The 17,825-nt window shown below is 51.0% G+C and carries 17 protein-coding genes; 5 read left to right on the forward strand and 12 right to left on the reverse strand.

What is annotated here, in order from left to right; all coding sequences use genetic code 11:
- Positions 1 to 36: 36 nt before the first annotated feature.
- Positions 37 to 2,202: a malate synthase G gene (locus tag QZ516_RS04435; RefSeq protein WP_297186749.1), complete on the forward strand. Its 2,166-nt coding sequence runs from the start codon at positions 37 to 39 to the stop codon at positions 2,200 to 2,202.
- A 77-nt stretch (positions 2,203 to 2,279) separates the two neighbouring features.
- Here QZ516_RS04435 and QZ516_RS04440 read toward each other — a convergent pair whose 3' ends face one another.
- Complete coding sequence (locus QZ516_RS04440; RefSeq protein ID WP_297186751.1) at positions 2,280 to 3,251, reverse strand: GNAT family N-acetyltransferase; 972 nt, start codon at positions 3,249 to 3,251, stop codon at positions 2,280 to 2,282.
- A gap of 101 nt (positions 3,252 to 3,352) precedes the next feature.
- On the opposite strand from QZ516_RS04440, the gene ggt reads away from it, so the two are divergent.
- On the forward strand, positions 3,353 to 5,080 hold the full coding sequence (gene ggt / locus QZ516_RS04445; protein ID WP_297186754.1) for a gamma-glutamyltransferase: 1,728 nt from the start codon (positions 3,353 to 3,355) through the stop codon (positions 5,078 to 5,080).
- Between the two features lie 36 nt (positions 5,081 to 5,116).
- Here ggt and QZ516_RS04450 read toward each other — a convergent pair whose 3' ends face one another.
- The 6 genes from QZ516_RS04450 to QZ516_RS04475 form a co-directional block, all read right to left on the reverse strand.
- Positions 5,117 to 6,055, reverse strand: coding sequence for a cupin domain-containing protein (locus QZ516_RS04450; protein WP_297186757.1), 939 nt, complete (start codon positions 6,053 to 6,055; stop codon positions 5,117 to 5,119).
- 64 nt (positions 6,056 to 6,119) lie between these two features.
- Positions 6,120 to 7,487, reverse strand: coding sequence for an adenylosuccinate lyase (gene purB, locus QZ516_RS04455; RefSeq protein WP_297186760.1), 1,368 nt, complete (start codon positions 7,485 to 7,487; stop codon positions 6,120 to 6,122).
- 88 nt (positions 7,488 to 7,575) lie between these two features.
- Complete coding sequence (gene hflD / locus QZ516_RS04460) at positions 7,576 to 8,223, reverse strand: high frequency lysogenization protein HflD (protein ID WP_297186763.1); 648 nt, start codon at positions 8,221 to 8,223, stop codon at positions 7,576 to 7,578.
- A complete protein-coding gene (gene mnmA / locus QZ516_RS04465; RefSeq protein WP_297186768.1) occupies positions 8,193 to 9,302 on the reverse strand; it encodes a tRNA 2-thiouridine(34) synthase MnmA in 1,110 nt (369 codons plus the stop codon). The genes hflD and mnmA overlap by 31 nt, the downstream gene beginning before the upstream one ends.
- Before the next feature lie 13 nt (positions 9,303 to 9,315).
- Positions 9,316 to 9,762, reverse strand: a complete 447-nt coding sequence (locus QZ516_RS04470; RefSeq protein ID WP_297186771.1) for an NUDIX hydrolase — start codon at positions 9,760 to 9,762, stop codon at positions 9,316 to 9,318.
- Positions 9,759 to 10,346, reverse strand: a complete 588-nt coding sequence (locus QZ516_RS04475; protein WP_297186774.1) for a pseudouridine synthase — start codon at positions 10,344 to 10,346, stop codon at positions 9,759 to 9,761. The genes QZ516_RS04470 and QZ516_RS04475 overlap by 4 nt, the downstream gene beginning before the upstream one ends.
- A 183-nt stretch (positions 10,347 to 10,529) precedes the next feature.
- Here QZ516_RS04475 and icd point away from each other — a divergent pair, with 183 nt between their 5' ends.
- A complete protein-coding gene (gene icd / locus QZ516_RS04480) occupies positions 10,530 to 11,783 on the forward strand; it encodes an NADP-dependent isocitrate dehydrogenase (RefSeq protein WP_297186777.1) in 1,254 nt (417 codons plus the stop codon).
- Positions 11,784 to 11,848: 65 nt separating this feature from the next.
- On the opposite strand, the gene QZ516_RS04485 is transcribed toward icd, so the two are convergent.
- Complete coding sequence (locus QZ516_RS04485; RefSeq protein WP_297187320.1) at positions 11,849 to 12,118, reverse strand: cold-shock protein; 270 nt, start codon at positions 12,116 to 12,118, stop codon at positions 11,849 to 11,851.
- A 256-nt stretch (positions 12,119 to 12,374) separates the two neighbouring features.
- Here QZ516_RS04485 and clpS point away from each other — a divergent pair, with 256 nt between their 5' ends.
- Positions 12,375 to 12,740 (forward strand): ATP-dependent Clp protease adapter ClpS, encoded by a 366-nt coding sequence (gene clpS, locus QZ516_RS04490; protein ID WP_297186779.1) that lies wholly within the window; start codon positions 12,375 to 12,377, stop codon positions 12,738 to 12,740.
- Between the two features lie 24 nt (positions 12,741 to 12,764).
- On the forward strand, positions 12,765 to 15,029 hold the full coding sequence (clpA, locus tag QZ516_RS04495; protein ID WP_297186782.1) for an ATP-dependent Clp protease ATP-binding subunit ClpA: 2,265 nt from the start codon (positions 12,765 to 12,767) through the stop codon (positions 15,027 to 15,029).
- 22 nt (positions 15,030 to 15,051) lie between these two features.
- Here the strand turns inward: clpA and infA are convergent, their stop codons facing one another.
- The 4 genes from infA to trxB all read right to left on the reverse strand — a co-directional run bounded on the left by infA (position 15,052) and on the right by trxB (position 17,764).
- Positions 15,052 to 15,270: a translation initiation factor IF-1 gene (gene infA / locus QZ516_RS04500; RefSeq protein ID WP_036861763.1), complete on the reverse strand. Its 219-nt coding sequence runs from the start codon at positions 15,268 to 15,270 to the stop codon at positions 15,052 to 15,054.
- A 67-nt stretch (positions 15,271 to 15,337) separates the two neighbouring features.
- Positions 15,338 to 16,060: an arginyltransferase gene (locus QZ516_RS04505; protein ID WP_297186785.1), complete on the reverse strand. Its 723-nt coding sequence runs from the start codon at positions 16,058 to 16,060 to the stop codon at positions 15,338 to 15,340.
- A 34-nt stretch (positions 16,061 to 16,094) separates the two neighbouring features.
- A complete protein-coding gene (gene aat, locus QZ516_RS04510; RefSeq protein WP_297186787.1) occupies positions 16,095 to 16,811 on the reverse strand; it encodes a leucyl/phenylalanyl-tRNA--protein transferase in 717 nt (238 codons plus the stop codon).
- Positions 16,812 to 16,813: 2 nt separating this feature from the next.
- The gene (trxB, locus tag QZ516_RS04515; protein ID WP_297186792.1) at positions 16,814 to 17,764 is read right to left on the reverse strand and encodes a thioredoxin-disulfide reductase; all 951 of its coding nucleotides are present in this window, start codon (positions 17,762 to 17,764) and stop codon (positions 16,814 to 16,816) included.
- Between the last annotated feature and the right edge of the window lie 61 nt (positions 17,765 to 17,825).

Consider the following 17,825-nt stretch of genomic DNA (forward strand, 5'->3'; position numbering starts at 1 on the left):
CACTCGTCTTCCCTATCGTAACCACAGGGCTCAATCATGACTGAACGTATTCAAGTGAGTGGACTTCAGGTGTCCGAAGCCATTCACGACCTCGTCAAACACGACATTATCCCCGGCACCGGAATTGACCTGGATGCTTTCTGGCAGTCATTCAGCGCGATTATCGATGAATTTGCGCCACAAAATCGTCAACTGCTCAAAAAACGTGATCAGCTGCAGGCCAAAATTGATGCATGGCATCAGCAGCATAGCGGCCAGGCTCATAACCTCCGCGACTATAAGGCTTTTCTGAAAGAAATCGATTATCTGGTTCCTGAGGGAGAGGATTTCTCGATTACTACGGAGAATGTTGACCCTGAAATTGCCCACCAGGCAGGCCCGCAGTTGGTTGTGCCCGTGATGAATGCCCGCTTTGCCCTGAATGCGGCCAATGCCCGCTGGGGCAGCCTCTATGATGCGCTGTATGGAACGGATGTCCTCCCGGAAACCGGTGGCGCCGATAAGACGGCGAAGTACAACCCGGTTCGCGGTGCCCTGGTTATCGCGTATGCCCGAAAACTTCTTGATGACACAGCGCCACTTGCCGGCCACTCCCACAAGGAGGCCACTCAATACCGTGTTGTTGATGGCCAGTTGCAGGTTGCTCTGGACGACGGTAGTCAGGTCGGGCTATCCGATCCGGGCAAATTTGTCGGATACCGCGGAGAAGCTGAAAATCCCAGCGCTATTCTATTTGAAAACAACAAGATACACATGGAAGTTCAAATTGATCTAAACAGCCAGATCGGCTCTTCAGACGCGGCAGGTGTCAAGGACATCCTGATGGAAGCAGCGCTGACCACTATCATGGACTGTGAAGACTCCGTGGCCGCTGTCGATGCCGAAGACAAGGCGCTGGTCTACCGCAACTGGCTTGGCCTGATGAAGGGCGACCTTGAGGAAACCCTCAACAAAGCTGGCAAGACCATTGTGCGTCGTATGAACCCCGATCGGGAATACACCACACCTGCCGGTGATACGCTGGTATTACCGGGTCGCAGCCTGTTGTTTGTCCGCAATGTGGGTCACCTGATGACTAACCCTGCGATCCTCGACGCTGCGGGCAATGAAATTCCGGAAGGGATTATGGATGCCATGATCACCAGCCTGATCGCTATCCATGACCTGAAAGGCAATAGCGCCGTCCGAAACAGTAAAACCGGCAGTGTTTATATCGTAAAGCCGAAAATGCACGGTCCGGAAGAAGTGGCATTTACCAACCGCCTGTTCAATGCGGTGGAAGATGCCCTTGCTCTGCCCAGAAATACCCTGAAAGTGGGCATTATGGATGAGGAACGTCGCACCTCTGTAAACCTGAAAGAGTGTATTCGCGCTGCCAGTGAGCGTGTGGTCTTTATTAACACAGGTTTCCTCGACCGCACGGGTGACGAAATCCATACCAGTATGGAAGCGGGTCCATTTGCACCAAAAGGCCAGTTGAAAACCCTGAAGTGGATCACCGCCTACGAAGACCAGAATGTGGATGTGGGACTGGCCTGTGGACTGAAAGGCCGCGCCCAGATAGGCAAGGGTATGTGGCCGATTCCAGACCATATGGCCGACATGATGGTGGCCAAGATAGGTCACCCGAAAGCAGGTGCCAATACTGCCTGGGTACCTTCACCCACTGCGGCAACATTGCACGCGATTCACTACCATCAGATTGATGTTTTTGCCCTGCAAAATGAACTGGCTAACCGGGTTCCCGCCAGTGTGGATGATATTTTGACCATTCCACTGCTGGATGGTGAGCTGACTGCAGAGGATATTCAGAAAGAATTGGACAACAATGCCCAAGGCATTCTCGGTTATGTGGTTCGGTGGGTGGAGCAGGGCATTGGTTGCTCGAAGGTACCTGACATCAATAATGTCGGTCTTATGGAAGACCGCGCGACTTTGCGTATTTCCAGTCAGCACATAGCCAACTGGTTGCGCCATGGCATTTGCGGTGAAGGGCAGGTGATGGAAACCATGAAGCGCATGGCCAAAATTGTCGATGGCCAAAATGCTGACGATCCCGATTATCGTCCCATGGCGACAAACTTTGATACCAGTGTGGCGTTTGCCGCAGCATGTGATCTGGTGTTCAAAGGCTGCGTGCAGCCCAGTGGTTATACTGAACCCCTGTTGCATGCCTATCGGCAGAAGGCGAAGCTACAGTAATCGTCGACACTGCCGGAGAAAACGCCGTTCCCAGGAACGGCGTTTTTTGTGTTCGGCTAAAAAATGGCAGTCTCGCTCTAGATGTGCAGGCGCCGCAACTCGGGGTCCACTTCTCCCTGCTCCCAATGGTTGTCAAACTCTTCCACAAGCTCAATCGCTTCCAGTGGAGCATATTGCACGGCATAACCGATAAACCGCTCAGGCTCTTGTTTGTAAAGTATGCCGCTCTTGTCGATTAATAAAAACTCACGGTGCAGACAGGGTTCCAGTGAATTGAATTTTCGCATCTGGATGCGGCTTGGCAGGCGGTGACAGAGTTCCTTGAGCTGGTTGGTTTGGTGTGTAACCTGATAAAGATCCCTGACCAGTATGTTCACCCTGGCCAGCGGGTGGCCGGTGGCAAATGTGTATATGGCATCGCAAAACCCGGTATTGCTGTAGATAGCCGCTTCCAGTCGCTCTGAGAAAATACGAATCTCCCGGTGGGCCAGCTGCACCAGTGATACAGCCTGATCACGGAATTGATCCAGACCCTCAACGAAAATTCTCTGGCGGTCTTCTTCGGCAATTTCTTTCAAAACCGGTTTTGGTGTGTGGTCTGTATATAGGTGCAGATCCAGTACCATTTTCCTGTGTGGGATACCGGCATCAAGAAAAGTTTCGCCCTGTGCAGTGAAACCGAAGCCCTCATAAAAAGGTAATGCCTGGATCTGCGCATTCAGCGTCAGTTCCTGTTGCCCCTCCCGGACGGCATATTTGATTATTTTTCGCATCAGTGCAGACCCGACACCCATCTGTCGATAGTCCTTTAATACCGCCATTCTGCCAATCTGGCCATCTGGCAGCATTCGGGCTGTCGCCATAGGAACATCGTCAGGTCCATAGGCAAGCCAGTGAATGGCCACTGGATCGTACTCATCTATCTCTTCTTCAATGGGTACATGCTGTTCCTCGACGAATACTTGATGGCGTATTGTTTCGAGTTGAACATTTGCGTTTTGCCAACTGGTTTGTTCAACCTCAATAGGAAAAAAATCAATGGTTTCCACAGAGCACCCCCTCTTTCTGATTATCTTAGCTGTGGGATAGCCATATAAACAGTGGTGGGTGTTACGCTAAGATCAGTACTGGAAGACAACAAGGAATAAATGTGGGTGTTTTAATCTTACGGTTGATACTGGTGGCGATGTTATTGCCGGCGATGCTTTATGCCGACGATGCGCCGGTAATTTTTGAATACGACGACCGCTTTCATCCGGTTTATTCTGATAGCGGCATGGTTGTATCCCAGGAGTATCTGGCCAGTCAGGTGGGTGCCGACATTTTGAAGCGGGGAGGTAATGCAGTGGATGCAGCCGTCGCCACTGGCTTTGCGCTGGCCGTTACACTGCCTCAGGCCGGCAACCTCGGCGGCGGCGGGTTCATGATGGTGTATCTGGCTGAGAAAGATAAAACACTGGCTATTGATTACCGCGAAATGGCTCCGGCTGCCGCCCGACAGGATCAGTTTCTTGACCACAACGGGGAAGTTGATAAATCTCTCTCCCGATTTAGCCATCAGGCTGCCGGTGTCCCCGGGACAGTGGCTGGCCTGGTTCACGCTCTTGAACGTTACGGCACGATGAGCCTGTCAAAAGTGATGGCGCCGGCTATCGCACTGGCCAGAAAGGGCTTTGTTGTGAACCATGAACTGGCTGCTTCACTCGATAAGGCTGCACCCCGGTTACAGTCCCACCCGGCATCTTCCCGCTATTTTTTTCGCGCAGATGGTAAGCCCTTAAAGGTTGGCAGCCTATGGCGCCAGGCTGATCTGGCGACCACGCTGGAGCTTATCGCGGCCAGAGGTGCCGATGGATTCTATCGCGGTCCGGTTGCCAAACTGATTACCGATGAGATGGCGAAGGGCAATGGACTGATTACAGCCCGCGATTTGATTAAATATCGGGTTGTTGAGCGCAGGCCTGTATCTGGAACCTATCGTGATTATCGAATTGATTCCATGCCGCCGCCTTCCTCTGGTGGTATCCACCTCATACAGATGCTCAATATACTGGAGGGCTGGGATTTGGTGTCCCATGGCCACAACAGCGCCGCTTACCTGCATCGCCTGATAGAGTCCATGCGGCGCGCCTATGCTGACCGCAGCAGACACCTTGGTGACCCGGACTATTACCCGGTTCCGGTAGACCGGCTTATTGACAAGCAATACGCAGCGCAGTTGCGCAAGGCCATTGATCTGAACAGAGCCAGTCGGTCGGAGGACGTCCAGCCACACCTGGCTGTGCCTGAAGAGAGTCCCCAAACGACCCATTTTGCCGTATGGGACGAGCAGGGTAATGTAGTGAGCAATACCTATACACTGAATTTTTCATACGGCAGTGGTATTGCTGTGACGGGCGGCGGGTTTCTGCTCAACAATGAAATGGATGATTTCTCGGCAAAAGCCGGTGTTCCCAATGCCTACGGGCTAACCGGTGAAGAAGCCAATGCTATCGGTCCGGGAAAACGGCCCCTGTCTTCAATGACGCCGACGATAGTATTCCAGGACGGAAAACCGGTTATGGCAACGGGTAGCCCGGGGGGAAGCACCATTATTACGGTGGTGCTGCAGCATATTCTCAACCATCTCGATTTTGATATGAATATTGCCGAAGCTGCTGCGGCACCCCGTATTCATCATCAATGGTTGCCTGACCAGGTTGTATTTGAGCGAGGTATTAGCCCCGATACTATCCGGATACTTGAAGAAATGGGGCATGAGACATCTCCTCACACCCGAGTGCTGGGCAAAGTTCAGGCCATTGCCGAACAGGGTGGTCGTCGTTCAGGCGTGACCGATACCCGTTGGCCCGGCGGTGGCGTTGCTACTGACAGGTGATTGACAGGTGGTCGTCAGCAAGCCGAAGGTGGTGAGCTACTTATCGACCTGTTCGCCGTTTAAATAACGCTTGCCATCAATCGTGGCGCGTCGATCAACGTCCGCTTCATCGACCAATTCCGGGTACTTTGGTGCGGTCATGTAGCGGGCAAACCAGTCGCCCAGCAACGTTTTATCTTCTGCCAGCTCCCTGAGCATGGCTTGTACCTGCTCGATAAAGGCAGGATCAACCGCTTCGGTTGCCATGCGAGGCGTAAGGGATGGGTCCCGGTAATAGCAGCTATTCCCCTGCGTCATCAGTTCTGTGGTGAGGTCGTCAAGCATATCGGTGAGCGATGGTGACCTGAAACCGATTGAGTAGGTGAGACAATCATTTTCTGCGACCCCCCAATGGGAGATCCCCGGCGGCAGATAAAGCATGTCGCCCGGCTGCAGAACCCATTCATCCACTGCCTCAAAGGCCTGCAGGATACGGAGTGGTGTGCCGGCTACAAGCGGTGATTGCTGATCGCAGAACTGGCCAACCTGCCAGCGACGCTGTCCCAGACCTTGCAGAAGAAACACATCGTAATAGTCGAAGTGGGGGCCGACGCTACCGCCGACCGGGGCATAACTGACCATGACGTCATCGACTCGCCAGGGTGGCAGAAAATTGAAGTGGGGCAGCAAAGCCTTGACTTCCGGTACCCACAGATCGGCGCCCTGGACCAAAAGACTCCAGCAACTTTCGGGGAGTTGAGCGAAAACGTTCTCATCAAAAGGTCCATGCTGAAGCTCCCAGGGGCCGGACTCACCTTTTTCAAAGACAATGCGTGATTCGACCTCTTCTTCCAGAGACAGCCCTGCCAATTCATCGGGCGTGAGTGGTGACTCAAAATTGGGAAAGGCATTCCGGATCAGCAGCGGTTTTTTCTGCCAGTATTCAGCGAGAAACTCCTCGGTCGACAAGGTTCCGAGAATGGATGGAATGGGCATGGCTGTCCTCGCTAAAACCTGGCGGCATTCAAAATTTGGTTTGCCTGGAGAAACTGGATAAAAATTAGATCGCTTTTGCCTGAGTGGGGGCGTTGCCTATGTAATTGGACGGTGTCAAAGCGAGCAGTTCGGTTTTGGCTGTTTCAGGGATATCCAGTGTGTCGACAAATGCCTGAATGGCTTCCCGCGTGATTGCCTGCCCGCGTGTCAGGGCCTTCAGTTTTTCGTAGGGCTCCGGAATATTGTAACGGCGCATCACGGTTTGTACCGGTTCGGCAAGAACCTCCCATGCTCCATCAAGATCAGCATCCAATCGCAATTGGTTCAGTTCCAGTTTGCCAATACCCTTTAATGTCGACTGATAGGCAATCAAACTGTATCCGAAACCCACACCCATATTGCGCAGTACGGTGGAATCGGTGAGATCCCTTTGCCAGCGGGAAATCGGCAGCTTTTGTGCCAGATGGGTAAAGATGGCGTTGGCAATGCCCAGATTGCCCTCGGCATTCTCGAAATCTATCGGGTTTACCTTGTGCGGCATGGTGGAAGAACCCACTTCTCCGGCAATGGTTTTCTGTTTGAAGTAGCCGAGAGAAATATAGCCCCAGATATCGCGGTTGAAGTCGATCAGGATAGTATTGAGCCGGGCTATGGCATCAAACAGTTCTGCAATGTAGTCGTGGGGTTCAATTTGAGTGGTATAGGGATTCCACTCCAGCCCCAGGCCCGTAATGAACGTTTCCGCATTGCTTGCCCAGTCCACGGTTGGGTAGGCAGACAGATGCGCGTTGTAATTGCCAACGGCACCGTTAATTTTTGCCATCAACGATACCTGCCGAATCTGCGTGAGTTGTCGCGTTATCCGGTAGACAACATTGGCGATCTCCTTGCCAATCGTCGTCGGGGAGGCAGTCTGTCCATGGGTGCGAGCCAGCATGGGTACGTCGGCATAACGGTGGGCCAATTCGCTCAGTTGATGCACAATCTGGCCAACCTGAGGCAACAGGATTTGATCGCGCCCCTCCTTCAACATCAGCGCATGGGCGATGTTGTTGATATCCTCGGACGTACAGGCAAAGTGGACAAATTCTGATACCGCCAGTAACTCCGGGTTTGCAGCGATGGACTCCTTGATAAAGTATTCAACCGCTTTTACATCATGGTTGGTGGTGCGCTCGATGTCTTTGATTCGTGCAGCATCCTGCTCAGCAAAGTTTTCCACCAACTGATTCAGTACTTCGTTGGCGCTATCTGAAAATGGCGGGATTTCCTTCAGGTCCGGGTGGGATGCCAGCTGTTGCAACCAGCGAACTTCCACGGTCACACGGTGTTTGATTAAACCAAATTCACTGAATGCCACCCGTAGTGGCTCAGTTTTGCTGCTGTAGCGACCATCAATCGGGGAGATGGCAGTAAGTTCAGAAAAGTTCATGAGATTATCTTGTGTCCGGATCAGGAAATCCGCAGATTTTACCCGATGTGGTTGGGGTTTTCAGGGAAAGTTACCGAGCATCTTAAAGTTAGGTGCGCAGTGTGTGGAGTTGAGTCAGGAGCTGTTTGCGGCTGAAAATCAAGTGATAGCGTTTGCCGCCCAGTTGATGCCACAGGATGGCTGCTCTGATGCCGGCAAAAAGCAGGCAGCGTATTCGTTGGGCAATAGAGTCCTGCTGCAGGTATCCCGCGTAACCATTTACCTGAATGCGATAGCGGAATGTGCTGATACTGTCCTGATAGATCTGCGCCAGATTTGCAATGACATTGGTATGACTAACAGAAGAGAAGTGGGTTGCCTGGCGGTCAGCCTGTTCCAGCCGCTCTCCGATCATGTGAATCATGGTTTTATTGTTCAGCAGTTTTCTGGATAGGTGGATGACGCCCACGGCGTAACGTAGCGTGTCTGACTGCTTGGCGGTCGTCTGTAATGTCAGTAGCTCCTGCAGGGTTTCCATGCCCAGCTGGAGGTTCTCGACTGAACCGAATACCTGTTCGGTGTTGTCCGGGTTTTGCTGAAACAGGCTCTCGATACAGACTTGAAAACGATCTGCGGGGATTGATCCGGTTTTTGCCAGCGTCTCGACGAGCTGGCAAGCCTGAAACACGCCGCTGAGCGCAATAATCTGATCTTTTGTGGGTTTCTTTAGCAGCATAACGACTCGACTGAATTCCATGTGTGATTGATGACCCCACCACCCATACAAATCTCTCCATCGTAAAACACCACGGATTGTCCGGGGGTTACAGCCCGCTGTCGCTCATCAAACAGGACCTGATAACCATCGTCATTCTTCGTGACGGTACACTCCTGATCAGCTTGTCGGTAGCGAACCTTGGCTTTGCATCGGAATTCATTGTGGGCGGGTAATCCGTTGATCCAGTGGACTTCAGCAGTACTCAAGCTGTCACTGTACAAGAGCGGGTGCTCCGCACCCTGGGCGACAATCAGTACGTTTCTGGGGAGGTCTTTGCCCACCACGTACCAGGGGTCATCTGTGGCGCCTCGAAGGCCGCCAATGCCCAACCCCTGACGTTGTCCCAGCGTATGGTACATCAAGCCCTGATGGATGCCGACAACAACGCCCTCCGGACTTTCGATATCGCCGGGTTGTGCCGGTATGTATTGCTCGAGAAAATCCTTGAAACGACGTTCGCCGATAAAACAGATACCGGTGGAGTCCCGTTTCCTTGCTGTAGCCAGGCCATATTGTTCCGCGAGAGCCCGCACGGCCGGCTTTTCTAATTCGCCGAGGGGGAACAACGATTGGCAAAAAGCGGCCTCATCAACAGCGTGCAGGAAGTAGCTCTGATCTTTGTTGTTGTCCAGGCCTTTCAGCAGAAAGGTTTGCCCATTGCTGTCAAGACGTCTTGCGTAGTGGCCAGTGGCGATAGCCTCGGCGCCCAGAATCCGGGCGTAGTCGAGAAATGTCTTGAACTTGATTTCCCGGTTACAGAGGATATCGGGATTCGGTGTGCGACCGGCTCTGTACTCGGCTAAAAAGTACTCAAAAACGTTGTCCCAGTATTCGGCAGCGAAATTGGCGGTGTGCAGATGAATGTCCAGCGAATCTGCAACGGCCTGGGCATCTGTGAGATCCTGGCGGGCAGTGCAGTACTCGGTGCCATCATCCTCATCCCAGTTCTTCATGAATAGACCTTCCACATCAAAGCCCTGCTGTTGCAACAGCAAAGCAGTGACAGAGGAGTCTACGCCGCCGGACATGCCGACAATGACTTTTTTGGGTGAGTTCATAGGGGAGCGGATTTTACCGGTGAGTTTTCAGTAAATCCAATGAATAGAAGATGCCTCTACGGTAATCTTCGATTGCTTCGAGAACCATGGGGCTCCGTAGCTGTTGTCGTTTTTGTAGTATTTCTTCATAAGTCAGCCAAACCGCCTCCTCGATATCCTGATCGATAACCCTAAGCGGGTCAGGCCGATCGGCGTCTGCGGCAAAAGCCAGACGGTAGTAGGTTATGCCGTTTGCGGGCGCCCGAAAGGTCGTAAAGCTGATGATTGCAGCGGGTACAACATGCCAGGTGGTTTCTTCCAGCGTTTCTCTGATGGCGGCTTCAATGGGCGTCTCCCCAGGTTCAACGTGTCCTGCGGGCTGGTTGTATACCTCGAGCCCGTTGCGAATTTCCCTGACCATGAGGAAGCGGTGTTCACGCTCTACAACCACGGCTACCGTCAGGTGAATTTGATCCATCATTTTGGTCTCTTTGGGCGCTGCCTGTGGGGCTTTGTGGCCGGTAGGTGAACAGTTTCCCAGCGGTATTCCCCCGGCAACAGGTTCTCAAGTGCCCAGTTACCAATGGCAACCCTGACCAGTCTCAGTGTAGGAAAGCCGGTTGCCGCCGTCATCCTGCGCACCTGCCTGTTCTTGCCTTCTGAAATTTGCAGTTCTATCCAACTGGTAGGCTGGTTTTGTCGTTGCCTTATGGGTGGATTTCGCGTCCAGAGCAGGGGTGGATCGATCAGTTTGGCCGAAGCGGGCTGGGTGATGCCATCCTTGAGCTTCACGCCTCGTATCAGTTGAGCCAATGCCGGTTGCGTTATTTCACCCTCGAGCTGGGCCCAGTATGTTTTCTTCAGTTTGTGTCGCGGATTGCTGATGATGGATTGTAATTTGCCATCGTCGGTTAACAGGAGCAGGCCTTCCGAGTCATGGTCCAGCCGTCCAGCGGCATAAATGTTTGGTTGCTTGAGGTAATGCCCCAGACCCGGGTGCCCATCACAATCAGAGAACTGGCTCAAGACGCCGTAGGGTTTATTGAAGAGCAGGAGATTGGCCATGGGTTGGAAGCATATTTTTTGGGGCTAAAATGCCCTTAAGTTATGTAAATCAACTACAAGGGCATGTGTGTTTGTGATAACATCTTATGCGTTTCTAAAGTTATACAACAATAAAACCAAGAATTATTTGTTTCAAACCCGACAATAACGCACTAGTAACCTACCCAACATATGGAGCCAACAATGGGATATCAGCACATCCAGATACCAACTGATGGTGAAAAAATTACAGTTAATTCCGATTATTCTCTCAATGTTCCCAGCAACCCCATTATTCCGTTCATCGAAGGTGACGGTATCGGTGTAGATATCACACCCGTGATGATCAAGGTTGTCGATGCTGCCGTTGAAAAAGCCTACGCGGGCAGCAAGAAAATTTCTTGGATGGAAGTCTATTGCGGTGAAAAAGCTGCAGAAATTTATGATGGTGACTGGTTTCCCGCCGAGACGCTGGATGCTATCAGAGAGTTTAGTGTTTCAATCAAGGGTCCATTGACAACGCCGGTGGGTGGAGGTTTCCGCTCATTGAATGTGGCTCTGCGTCAGGAGCTCGACTTGTATGTCTGTCAGCGTCCGGTTCGCTGGTTCCAGGGCGTTCCTTCTCCGGTCAAAAAACCAGGTGAAGTGGACATGTGTATCTTCCGTGAGAACTCAGAGGATATTTACGCCGGCATTGAATGGCGAGCAGGCACTGATGAAGCCAAGAAAGTCATTAATTTCCTCCGCAATGAAATGGGCGTGACAAAAATCCGTTTCCCGGAGAATTGTGGTATTGGTGTCAAACCTGTTTCAGAGCAGGGTACCAAACGGTTGGTCAGCAAAGCCATTCAGTACACGATTGATCAGGACAAGTCATCCCTAACCCTGGTGCACAAGGGTAACATCATGAAATTCACTGAAGGTGCGTTCTGTGACTGGGGCTTTGAAGTAGCCAGAGATGAGTTCGGAGCCACGCCCTTGGACGGTGGTCCCTGGCAGGTCATAAAGAACCCGAATACCGGTAAAGAAATTGTTATCAAGGAAGTGATTGCAGATGCGATGCTGCAACAGGTGCTTTTGCGTCCAGCTGAGTATGATGTCATTGCCACACTTAACCTGAATGGTGACTACCTGTCGGACGCGCTTGCTGCCCAGGTGGGTGGTATTGGTATCGCTCCAGGTGCCAACCTCTCTGATAATATTGCCATCTTCGAGGCTACCCACGGTACTGCGCCGAAATATGCTGGTCAGGATAAGGTTAACCCCGGCTCACTGATTCTCTCTGCTGAAATGATGCTTCGGCACATGGGCTGGAATGAAGCCGCTGATCTGATAATCCAGGGGATTGAGGGCGCGATTTCAGAGAAAAAGGTCACGTACGACTTTGAACGTCTCATGGATGGCGCAACCTTATTGTCGTCATCTCAATTTGGCGATGCGATGATCGCCAGAATGTAAGCGCTGTTATTTAAAAGCCCCCGCCTCAGGAATGGGACGGGGGCTTTTTTATGACCGGGGAGACACTAATTATTCCCATTTTCGACGTGTCCGTCGGATTCGGGTTCAGTCTCGGTAATCTCTGTATTGTCGATCAAAGGCATAATGTTGGAAGCGTGCAGACCTTTCTGTCCCTCGGCGAGATCAAATGACACTTCTTGGCCGGCCTTTAAGGTTTTATAACCTTCCATATTAATAGCTGAATAGTGGGCAAAGACATCACTCACGCCATCTGACGACAGAATAAACCCGTAGCCTTTAGCATTGTTGAACCACTTGACTGTTCCTGACGGCATACTCAACCTCTCATCGGGTTTTCTATTATTAGGCATGGCTGTTATACAACCACAGGTTATAACCCTGCCAATTAAAGAGCATTTATAGTGTATATTTTTTGCTCAAAAGCGTTTTCTATAACGAAAGATTGATCAAGTCAAGTCTCCCATAATGGCAAAAAATCGATATAAACTTATTCTTATCACTAGAATAAGCCCGCAAATAGCGTATTAATATGTAAGATAGAAGCTGTTGATTCTGACAAGATTTATGAACATGAGCTTGAAGATTTATTTCGGTGACAAAGATGACGAGCAACAGGAGTGGCAACACAACACCGCTGCCGTTGTCGAAGCAGCATCACCTGAACTCAAACGCCCAAAGAGATACAAGGTGGTTTTGTTTAACGACGATTACACTCCGATGGAGTTTGTTGTCGGGCTACTGGAGATTTTCTTTGGCATGAACCGTGAAGTGGCGACGCGAGTAATGCTGAAGGTCCATTTGGACGGCAAGGCCGTATGTGGTGTGTATACGCGGGATGTTGCAGAAACCAAAGTCGCACAAGTGAACGAGTATGCCAGGAAAAATGAACATCCATTACTTTGTGAAGTAGAACCCTCGGAAGATGATGATCTCTAAAGTAGAGTTTAAAGGTATCGATATATGTTAAGCAGAGAGCTTGAGCTCAGCCTGAACAAGGCTTTTAAAGGGGCCCGTCACAAACGTCACGAATTCATGACGGTAGAACACCTATTGCTCGCATTACTGGACAATGAGTCAGCACTCAAGGTACTGAGGGCCTGTGGTGTCGACATCAATGTACTTCGCCACGACCTGGATGAGTTTATTGAGTCTACAACACCACTAATCCCCGACGAGCTTGAGGAAAGAGACACTCAGCCAACACTCGGTTTTCAACGTGTTCTGCAGCGCGCTGTGTTTCATGTGCAATCCTCCGGTAAAAGCGAGGTGCAGGGTGATAATGTACTGGTCGCGTTATTCAGTGAGCAGGAAAGTCAGGCCGTTTACTTCCTCCGTCTGCAAAATGTAGCCAGAATCGACGTGGTTAACTATATTTCCCACGGAATATCCAAATACGCAGACCAGTCGGAGCAGCACGACGCTGAATCTCCTCAGGAAGAAAGTGCCGCTGAGGCGGAAAATAACAGCAGTAGCCTGCTGGAGCAATTCACTACCAATTTAAATACTCAGGCCAGTAAAGGCTATATCGATCCCTTGGTGGGGCGTGTTGAGGAAGTGGAGCGTGTCTGTCAGGTGCTCGCTCGCCGCCGCAAGAACAATCCGCTTCTGGTCGGTGAAGCCGGTGTGGGTAAAACGGCCATCGCCGAAGGTCTCGCTAAAATGATTGTCGAAGAGAAAGTGGCAGAGACGCTTCGCAACAGCGTTGTCTATGCCCTCGATCTTGGCGATTTGCTCGCGGGTACTAAATACCGTGGTGACTTTGAGAAGCGGTTCAAAGGTGTGCTTGCCGAACTTCGTGAGAAGGAGGGGGCGATCCTCTTTATCGACGAAATTCATACCATCATCGGTGCTGGTGCTGCGTCCGGTGGTGTTATGGATGCCTCAAATTTGTTAAAGCCGCTTTTGACGTCCGGAAAAATCCGTTGTATCGGTTCGACTACTTTTCAGGAGTATCGTGGCATTTTTGAAAAAGACAGGGCGCTGTCTCGTCGCTTCCAGAAAATTGATGTGTCTGAACCTACTGTTGAGGAGACTGTGGGCATCCTCAAGGGGCTCAAGTCCCGTTTTGAAGAGCATCACAAGCTGAAGTTTACTCAGGCTGCCCTGAAAGCCGCAGCAGAACTGTCTGCGCGCCACATTAACGATCGTTTTTTGCCAGACAAGGCAATAGACATCATTGATGAAGCGGGTGCCTATCAGCAGTTGCAGCCACCGTCGAAACGAAAAAAAGTCGTCGGTGTCGGCGATGTGGAGGCGATTGTCGCGAAAATGGCAAGAATTCCGCCAAAAAGTGTCTCTGCCTCTGACAAGGAGCAGCTGAAAGGCCTCACAGACAAGCTGAAAATGGTCGTTTTTGGTCAAGATGAAGCGATTTCAGCGCTTTCTACTTCGATCAAGCTGGCCCGTGCAGGCCTTAGAGAAGGCGAAAAGCCGATTGGTTCTTTCCTGTTTTCCGGGCCGACAGGTGTGGGTAAAACCGAGGTGTCGCGGCAACTGGCTGAAGTGCTGGGTATTGAATTGCTGCGTTTTGACATGTCGGAGTATATGGAGCGACATACCGTCTCCAGGCTGATAGGTGCCCCCCCGGGTTATGTGGGTTTTGACCAGGGTGGACTGTTAACAGATGCTGTGACTAAAAATCCTCATGCCGTTGTGTTACTTGATGAAATTGAGAAGGCCCACCCGGAGGTTTTCAATCTTTTATTACAGGTGATGGACCACGGAACACTTACTGATAACAATGGGCGAAAGGCAGATTTCAGAAATATTATTCTGATTATGACGACCAATGCCGGTGCTGAAGAGATGAGTCGCAGCTCGATTGGTTTTACGACTCAGGACCATACTACGGATGGCATGGCCGCGATTACCAAACTGTTTACTCCGGAGTTCAGGAATCGTCTGGATGCAATTATTCAATTCAAGTCGCTGGACAGCAGCGTAATTCATACCGTGGTCGACAAGTTCCTCAGCCAGTTGCAGCAACAACTGGATGACAAGCGCGTATTGCTCGAGGTTGATGACGAGGCCAGAGACTGGTTAGCCAAACATGGCTACGATGAGAAAATGGGTGCTCGACCCATGGCTCGTTTGATACAGGAAAAAATCAAGAAGCCACTGGCAGAAGAAGTGTTGTTCGGCAATTTATCTTCCGGAGGCGTTGTACATGTTTCAGTATCAGAAGACGGTGAGTTGCTGATTGAGACAGAGGTTGAAGAGGCTTGATTATGATGTCAAAAGGGTCGAATTAGCGAGCACGATAGGTGATTCGACCCTTGCTCAGGTCATAGGGTGTGAGTTCGACCTTGACCTTGTCTCCGGTCAGGATGCGTATGTAATTTTTGCGCATTTTTCCGGAAATATGTGCTGTAACAATGTGCCCATTCTCCAGTTTTACGCGAAAGGTTGTATTGGGAAGCGTGTCTACCACTTCACCTTCCATCTCAATATGATCTTCTTTCGACATGCTGCCTGTATTCTCCGCGAACGGTTTCTTCTGGAAGTGGCGCATTCTGCCTGAAAATCGGGTAATGTCAATTCATTGGTGCCCATTCACCATCTCTGAGCAACTCTAACGGTTGATATCTGTCCTTGTAAGCCATTTTTGGGCTGTCCTTTATCCAGTATCCCAAGTAAAGATAGGGAAGCCCCATCTCCTTTGCCAGCATGAGCTCTGCCAATATCGAGAAAGTGCCCAGACTGCGTTTCGAAGACTTTGGTGAATAGTAGGTGTAGATGGCGGAGAGGCCGTCATTGAGTATGTCCACAAGACCTGCCGCAATCAGCTCACCCTTTAAGCGAATCTCCAGCATGGCACTATAGTCACGAACATTGCTGATAAAATCACGATATTGACCAATGGTCGGTGGGTACATGTCACCGTCGGCATGGCGGCTGTTGAGATACTGCCGGTAAAGAGGGTAGTGTTCGCTTTCGTTGACCATGCGGGTCAGCCAAATGCTGAGATCGCCATTCTGCTTGCGGCACCGACGTTGCTGGCGGTCAGGTTTAAATTGTGCCACCGGAATCCTTGCGGGAATACAGGCATTACAATGCTTGCAGCGAGGGGCATAGATATACCGTCCACTGCGGCGAAAACCCAGGCCAGACAGGTAACTGTAGAGATTTTGGTCAACTGTTAAACCGGGATCGACAAACGCCGTTGTCGCTTGTTGATGTTCTAGATAACTACAGGCATGGGGCTCAGTCAGAAAGAGCCTGATGGCCTTGACGTCTGGTGAAATATCCCTGGACATAATAATACTGCTTAACTTGGTGAATGTTGTCTTGTCAGTTTAAACCCACTGGGGAGTTATGCCCAAAATTTCCGTCGAAAGGCTCGTCCTTCAATGCTTGTAGTTGGTCGAGAAACGCTGCTCGCGGAATGGTTGTCGCGCCCATTGAAAGCAGGTGGTCGTTACTGATCTGGCAATCTATCAAGCAGGGTTCCCCTTGCTGGCACATTATTTCAGCCAATGTCACAAGGGCCATTTTGGACGTGTCTTTAACCAGGCTGAACATCGATTCACCGCAAAACACACGTCCTATCAGGACGCCATATAATCCACCGACAAGTGTATTGTCTTGCCAGATTTCGACCGAGTGTGCATGACCTTCTCGATGAAGCGCGATGTAGGCGCGCTTCATTTCATGGGTAATCCAGGTTCCGCTGAGGCTGTTGGATCTGAGGGCTGAACAGAGCTCAATAACTGACGAGAAAGCCGTGTTTGTACGTACTTGACAGTCACTGCGTTTTATCGATTTCTTTAGTGATCGTGAAATATGTATCTGTTCCGGGTAAATAACTGCCCGAGGGTCTGGAGACCACCACAATATGGGCTGTCCGTGCTCGTACCAGGGGAAAATACCCTGACGGTAGGCGGATAAAAGGGTAGCAGTTGTGAGGTTTCCACCAATGGCCAGCAGTCCTGCCGGCTCTTTCAGTGCCTTTTCCGGGTTTGGAAAAAGGGGGTTGTTGTGATCAAGCAGGGTTAACTTTTCTTGCATTGTCAATCTAGTGCATCAAGATATTTTTCAGCATCCAGCGCCGCCATACAACCGGAACCGGCAGAGGTGACTGCCTGACGATACACATGATCGGCGACATCACCTGCGGCGAAGACACCTTCTACGCTAGTGGCTGTGGCATTTCCATTACTGCCTCCATGAACGACGATATAGCCATTTTTCATCTCGAGCTGGTCTGTAAATATACCCGTGTTCGGCTTGTGGCCAATGGCAATAAATACACCCGATAACGCAATGTTTGTGGCCTCACCATCGATCGTGCTCACAGCGCGCAACCCGGTAACCCCGGTGTCATCACCCAGCACCTCATCCAGAGTGTGATTCCACAGGAGTGTGATGTTACCGTTCTTGGCGCGATCAAAGAGCTTGTCCTGTAATATTTTTTCGGAGCGTAAGGTCTCCCGCCGATGAATCAGTGTAACTTCGCTGCAGATATTTGACAGGTAAAGCGCTTCCTCGACGGCGGTGTTTCCCCCGCCGATAACCGCGACCTTTTGTCCGCGGTAGAAAAAGCCGTCACAGGTGGCACAGGCGCTTACGCCTTTACCCATGAACGCTTCTTCCGATGGCAATCCGAGATACTGTGCTGAAGCCCCTGTGGCAATAATCAGCGCATCGCAACTGAAGGTTTGACTGCCCTTTAGCAAAAAAGGGCGCTGTTTCAAGTCAACATGCTCAATATGGTCAAAGATGATCTGAGTATCAAAGCGTTCCGCGTGAGCCTGCATGCGCATCATCAGGTCAGGTCCCTGCACACCCTCGGCATCGCCTGGCCAGTTATCCACGTCAGTGGTCGTGGTCAACTGCCCCCCTTGCTGCATGCCGGTAATAATGACAGGGTCGAGGTTGGCGCGGGCAGCATAGACAGCAGCAGTATAGCCAGCGGGGCCGGAGCCGAGGATGATGAGTTTATGGTGTTGTACAGCCGACATATATTCAGGTTTCCTGCAGAATTGGATTTCAGTTAGATTCAAAGAGCCTTTGGCTATCATA

Source organism: uncultured Porticoccus sp. (genome assembly GCF_913061305.1).
Taxonomy (GTDB): Bacteria; Pseudomonadota; Gammaproteobacteria; order Pseudomonadales; family Porticoccaceae; genus Porticoccus.